Here is a 5,501-nt window from a genome sequence, read left to right as displayed (position 1 = left end):
TTCTTGCAGAGGTGGACGCTACGGCATTCGGCATTTCCCATGCCTTTCCGCCACAACTCGGAACGCGACCCTAGTCGAACAATTCGCCCCCGGCGAACTATTTCCGGGCCATTACGAGGTAGCGTCGTAAGCTATTGAATTAATTGGCATTAATACCGTAACACACCCTTACGGGCTGGCTATTTGGCTAAAGCCCGGCCATTGCTGGCTGGTTAGGAACACCCATGGGCCACGTCATCGACGAAACGGCCGGCCTGCTTCTGAAATTTCCCGACCGGGGAAGCGACCTTCGGCGCCTCTACATGGCCAGCGAGAGCTTTCGCGATCTCGTTCGCGACTTCAACGACGCCAACGCTGCCCTCGTCATCTGGACTGCTAACGGAAATGCAGACCGACAGCGTGAATATAAGGCCACATTGAAAGAACTGGAGAATGCCATCCTCGAGATGCTGCGACAGCGGCCTGCGAGAGACAAGTAAGCCGTCAAATAACGAGACCAAAACCCGCGAGCGATGCCGTGAAGATTAATGGATCGCGACTTCAACAACGAAGGGAATACCGCATGCGCCGTCTGCTCATCTTCATCACAGCGCTCGTCGGAACGGTCTCGGCCGCCCAGGCACAGGTCGAGCTGAATACATACGCCGATTCCAAGGGCTATATCGACGTCCAGAAACTGACATGCGCCCAGCTCGCCGGGACGTTCCAGGAGGACGCCGACTTCCTGGGGGTCTGGTACAGCGGCTGGTACAACGGCTTGGCGAAGAAGCACGCCATCAACATGCCCCGCGCCAAGAAGGGGGTCCACGAGGTGATCGTCCACTGCAAGGCGAACCCGGGGAAGACCGTCATCAAGGCGATCGATTTCGTCATCAAGCAGGAAAGGGGACGGTAGGCGGGGAAGTCTTCCCGGGCCGGTATCCGGCCCCAGCCCCATAAGCGGCGGCAAACTCGCAAGCCGCGCCCGCTACCGTCCGGCGCCTCGATGCGATGCCGGCCGGCAACCGATTTGYCGTACCGATCCGCCATGCCTGGCTCCGAAGCATCACGCGCGGAGGTTCCGACGCATCCCAAGGGAGGAAACGAGATGTCTGACGTCATGCCAATGGGACGAATGCGGCCTCGCGGCGCAGCCCTGTGCGAGATGGTCGCGGACTGGCAGGGGCGCTCGCGCGCCGCCCTCGCCGGAGCGACCGCGCTGATGTCGCTGACCCTGTGCGCGCCGGCGCATGCGCAGGCACCGACACCGCAGCAGCCGCAACGGCCCAACATCGTCGTCATCATGGGTGACGATATCGGCATCTGGAACATCGGTGCCTATCACCGCGGCATGATGGCGGGCCGCACGCCGAATCTCGACAAGCTCGCCGCCGAGGGCATGCTGTTCACCGACTATTACGCCGAGGCGAGTTGCACGGCCGGGCGCGCCAACTTCATCACGGGAGAACTGCCGATCCGCACCGGCATGACGACGGTTGGCCAGGCGGGAGCACCGACCGGCCTGCCTGCGGAGGCCGTGACGATTGCCACCGCACTGAAAGGAATGGGCTACGCCACAGGCCAGTTCGGCAAGAACCACCTTGGCGATAAGAACGAGTTCCTGCCAACCGTGCATGGGTTCGACGAGTTCTTTGGCTATCTCTATCACCTCGATGCGATGGAGGACCCCTGCCATCCGAATTATCCGCAAGACCTCAGGTCGCAGGTCGGTCCGCGCAATATGGTTCATTCGCTGGCAGCCGATGCCGACGACGCCACCGTCGACCCGCGCTGGGGCAAGGTCGGCAAGCAGACGATCCGTGACGCGGGTGAGCTCTGCCCGAAGCGGATGGAGACCGTCGACGACGAAATCCGCGACCTTTCCTTCAAGTTCCTCGACAAGGCCAAGGCCGACAACAAGCCGTTCTTCCTCTGGCTCAATCCGACCCGCATGCACATCGTCACGCATCTCTCGCCGAAATACGAGGCGATGCGCAATTCGAAGAACGGCTGGACCATCCACGAAGCCGGCATGGCGCAGCTCGACGACGATGTCGGCCTGGTCATGAACAAGCTCAGGGAGATGGGGGTCGACGACAACACCATCGTCGTCTTCACCACCGATAATGGCACCGAGGTCTTCACTTGGCCCGATGGCGGGCAGACGCCCTTCGCGCAGAGCAAAGGCACAATTATGGAAGGCGGCTTCCGGGCCCCGGCGATGATCCGCTGGCCGGGCCGGGTGCCGGCAGGCAAGGTCGAGAGCGGCCTGATCTCCGGGCTCGACTGGTTCCCCACCTTCCTCGCCGCAGCGGGCAATCCCAACATTGCCGAAGAGCTGAAGAAGGGTAAGCAGATCGGCGGCACCAGCTACAAGGTCTACCTGGACGGCTACAACCAGATGGACCTGATCACCGGCAAGGGCCCGTCGAACCGCGAGGAGATCTTCTACTTCGGCGAAAGCGAGCTCGGCGCCGTACGCATCGGCGACTACAAGTATCGCTTCATCGACCAGCCCGGCGGTTGGCTCGGCGACAAGACCAAGGCAGACGTGCCCTACCTGACCAACCTGCGCCTCGATCCGTTCGAGCGCACCGGTTGGCCGGAAAACGGCACGAAGTCCGGCTCGCAGAACTACTTTTCATGGTTCCAGTACGAGTTCTGGCGTTTCGTCTTCGTCCAGCAGCAAGTTGCCAAGCTGGCGATGACGGCCGTCGAGTTCCCGCCGATGCAGAAGGGCGCGAGCTTCAACCTCGACGCCGTGAAGGCGAAGATCGAGGCCGCGAGAGCCGCGATGGGCAAATGAAGAGCCCACATCGCGGCGGGCTCATCGACACCTGCCCGCCGTGACCTGTCCCGCAGTCGAGACGACAATCTGGGAGGGCATCATGAAAACCACATATGTCGCAGTTGGGCTTACCTTCTTGCTGGGACTGATCCTGTCGGCCTGCCAGACCCCGCAATCCAGACAGGCCGAACTCGCGCAAATCTGCGCGAACCCGGTCAATCGAGCAACTGGCTCCTTCTACTACGGAGAGTGCCAGTCGCTCTATCCATCGACCGATCGACGACTGCAGCGAAACTACAGGCTTGGAGCACCGACGGGCAATTGAACTGAAAGATTGTCTCAGGCTGCGACGGGTGCGCCATCGTCAATGATCGACGAGTCTGCCGTTACTGATTGGACCCTACCATGTCGATCAAGCACATCGTCGTCATTGCTTCGACTGCTCTGCTGCCGTCTGTACTGCAAGCTGCCGATCTTGCCCCCGCGCCTCGCATGACGATGGTTACGACCAGCGATTGGGCATTTTCCGTGACAGCCTACACCTGGATGTCGGGCCTGAACGGCAAGCAGGGCTTGTTCGGCTTGCCCGACATCGACGTGAACCTGAAATTCCGGGATATCCTTCCGGCATTGGATTTCGCCGCGTCGGGTATCGTGGAAGCCAGCAACGGCACGTACGGGTTCGTTGGCGAGGCGAATTTCGTCAAGATCTCGGACAAGGGCAGGGGGCCGGCGGGATTTGTCGGGCTGAAGCTTCGCTCGACCTCGTTCTTCGGCCTGGCTGCAGGCACCTATCGTGTGGCCGAGGGCGACTGGGGCAACATCGAGTTGATCGGCGGCGCGAAGTTCTTCAGCTTCTCCAACAGGGTCGTGCTGAGCGCCGCTGCGCCGCTGCCCGTTCTGATTGGTAGCGAAACCCAGTCCTGGGTCGACGCCACATTCGGTGTGAAGGCTCGCTACAACCTCAGCCCGGACTGGTTCCTGACAGGATGGGCCATGGCCGGCGCCGGTGGATCGAATTATCACTGGGATCTGCTCGGAGCGGTCGGATACCAGTTCAGCCCGACCTGGTCGGTGTCGCTGGGCTATCGCGCGATCGGCGTCGACTATAAGAGCGCCCGCTTCAGCTACGACATGGTTCAGCATGGCCCGTTACTCGGTGTGACCGCGCGATTTTGATCGGTTCCGCCAAGCTGACGATATCCCCGGCAGCCTGCGCGCCAGCGCGATGGAGGCTTCTATGCTAGCCAGTTCCTTCTATCGGCTGCTTCAGCGTCTCGCATTTGGCTGCTGGGTTGCGATCGTGAGCATCACGCCGGTTTATGCCCAGAGCGATCCATTGCCTTCATGGAACGACACTGCCGCGAAGCAAGCCATCGTCGCATTTGTCGGAAAGGTGACCAGGGAGGGAACCCCGGATTTCGTGCCGGTCCCGGAGCGCATCGCAACATTCGACAACGACGGCACCCTGTGGGCGGAGCAGCCCCTCTATTTCCAGCTACTGTTCGCGTTCGACCGGGTGAAGGAACTCGCTCCTCAACATCCCGAATGGCAGAGCCAGGAGCCCTTCGCCTCGTTGCTCAAGGGTGACGTCAAGGCTGCGCTGGCGGGTGGAGAACGGGCCGCAGGCGAGATCGTCGTGGCCACGCACTCCGGCATGACGACGACCGAGTTCAGCAAGCTGGTGACAGACTGGCTCGCCACGGCGAGGCATCCCGTGACCAAGCGCCCCTACACCGAGATGGTTTATCAGCCGATGCTGGAGCTGATGATCTATCTGCGCGCGAACGGCTTCAAGACTTTCATCGTCTCCGGCGGAGGGATCGATTTCATGCGGCCATGGGCCGAGAAGGTCTATGGCATTCCGCCCGAACAGGTGGTTGGCAGCAGCGGCAAGACCCAGTTCGAAATGCGGGAGGGCAAGGCCGTGCTGATGCGGTTACCGGAAATCAGCTTCATCGACGACAAGGCGGGCAAACCCGTCGGAATCCAGCAGCATATCGGGCGGCGCCCGATCGCTGCCTTCGGCAACTCGGACGGCGATCTCCAGATGCTGCAATGGACCACCTCGGGACAGGGCCCGGGCTTCGGCCTGATCGTGCACCACACCGACCCGGTGCGGGAATGGGCCTACGATCGCACGTCGTCCATCGGGATGCTCGACAAGGCGCTGGACGTCGCCGCCGTGAACGGCTGGACAGTCGTCGACATGAAGAACGATTGGAAGACGATCTTCCCATTCGGCAGCAAGTGATCCCTGGCCGGAACCTATATCGCCTTGGCCGGGAACATGCATGATGGTCTGACTGGCCGCCGGCCAGCCAGTGTTCGCGCGCAATCATCGCGCAGAAGGCATCGCGTGAAACTCAGGATCGGCTACGCGCTCGACTACGATTTTCCGCAACCGACACCGGTCATCCTGATGCTGAACGTGCATTTCAGCCGGGTATCGGACTTGGCCGAACCCGACCATATCCGCATCCAGCCTTCGGTTCCCGTCAGTGCCTATCGGGACGGCTTCGGAAACTGGTGCACTCGGCTGCTGGCGCCACAGGGGTTGATGCGGATCACCGCCGACGCGATCATCTCCGATAGCGGCCTGCCCGAAAGCCATGACCGCAGTGCCGGCCAAGTGCCGGTCGAACGGCTGCCGGAGGAGAGTCTCGTCTTCCTGCTGGCGAGCCGCTTCTGCGACAGTGACCGCCTGCTCGACCTCGCCTGGCAGCTCTTCGGC

Annotated in this window: 6 protein-coding genes and 1 pseudogene; all 7 read left to right on the top strand. The window is 61.6% G+C overall.

Annotation, left to right across the window (positions count from 1 at the left end; all coding sequences use genetic code 11):
* Positions 1 to 224: 224 nt before the first annotated feature.
* Positions 225 to 479 (top strand): hypothetical protein, encoded by a 255-nt coding sequence (locus AC1DVA_RS26090; protein ID WP_476807805.1) that lies wholly within the window; start codon positions 225 to 227, stop codon positions 477 to 479.
* 83 nt (positions 480 to 562) lie between these two features.
* A complete protein-coding gene (locus AC1DVA_RS26085; RefSeq protein WP_265051834.1) occupies positions 563 to 895 on the top strand; it encodes an HdeA/HdeB family chaperone in 333 nt (110 codons plus the stop codon).
* 306 nt (positions 896 to 1,201) lie between these two features.
* Positions 1,202 to 2,785 carry an arylsulfatase gene (locus tag AC1DVA_RS26080; RefSeq protein WP_476807806.1) on the top strand — a complete coding sequence of 528 codons (1,584 nt, stop codon included), beginning with the start codon at positions 1,202 to 1,204 and terminating at the stop codon, positions 2,783 to 2,785.
* 82 nt (positions 2,786 to 2,867) lie between these two features.
* Complete coding sequence (locus tag AC1DVA_RS26075; RefSeq protein ID WP_476807804.1) at positions 2,868 to 3,092, top strand: hypothetical protein; 225 nt, start codon at positions 2,868 to 2,870, stop codon at positions 3,090 to 3,092.
* 80 nt (positions 3,093 to 3,172) lie between these two features.
* Entirely contained in the window at positions 3,173 to 3,946 is a 774-nt protein-coding gene (locus tag AC1DVA_RS26070; RefSeq protein ID WP_476807803.1) for a hypothetical protein, read from the top strand.
* Between the two features lie 61 nt (positions 3,947 to 4,007).
* Positions 4,008 to 5,021, top strand: a complete 1,014-nt coding sequence (locus AC1DVA_RS26065; RefSeq protein ID WP_476807802.1) for an HAD family hydrolase — start codon at positions 4,008 to 4,010, stop codon at positions 5,019 to 5,021.
* 105 nt (positions 5,022 to 5,126) lie between these two features.
* Positions 5,127 to 5,501, top strand: a pseudogene (locus AC1DVA_RS26060) (transglutaminase family protein); the annotation flags it as partial.

This window comes from Allobosea sp. P4_C6, assembly GCF_056402015.1.
The sequence above is the reverse complement of the archived record's forward strand: the minus strand, read 5'-3'. Positions and strand labels throughout refer to the sequence as shown.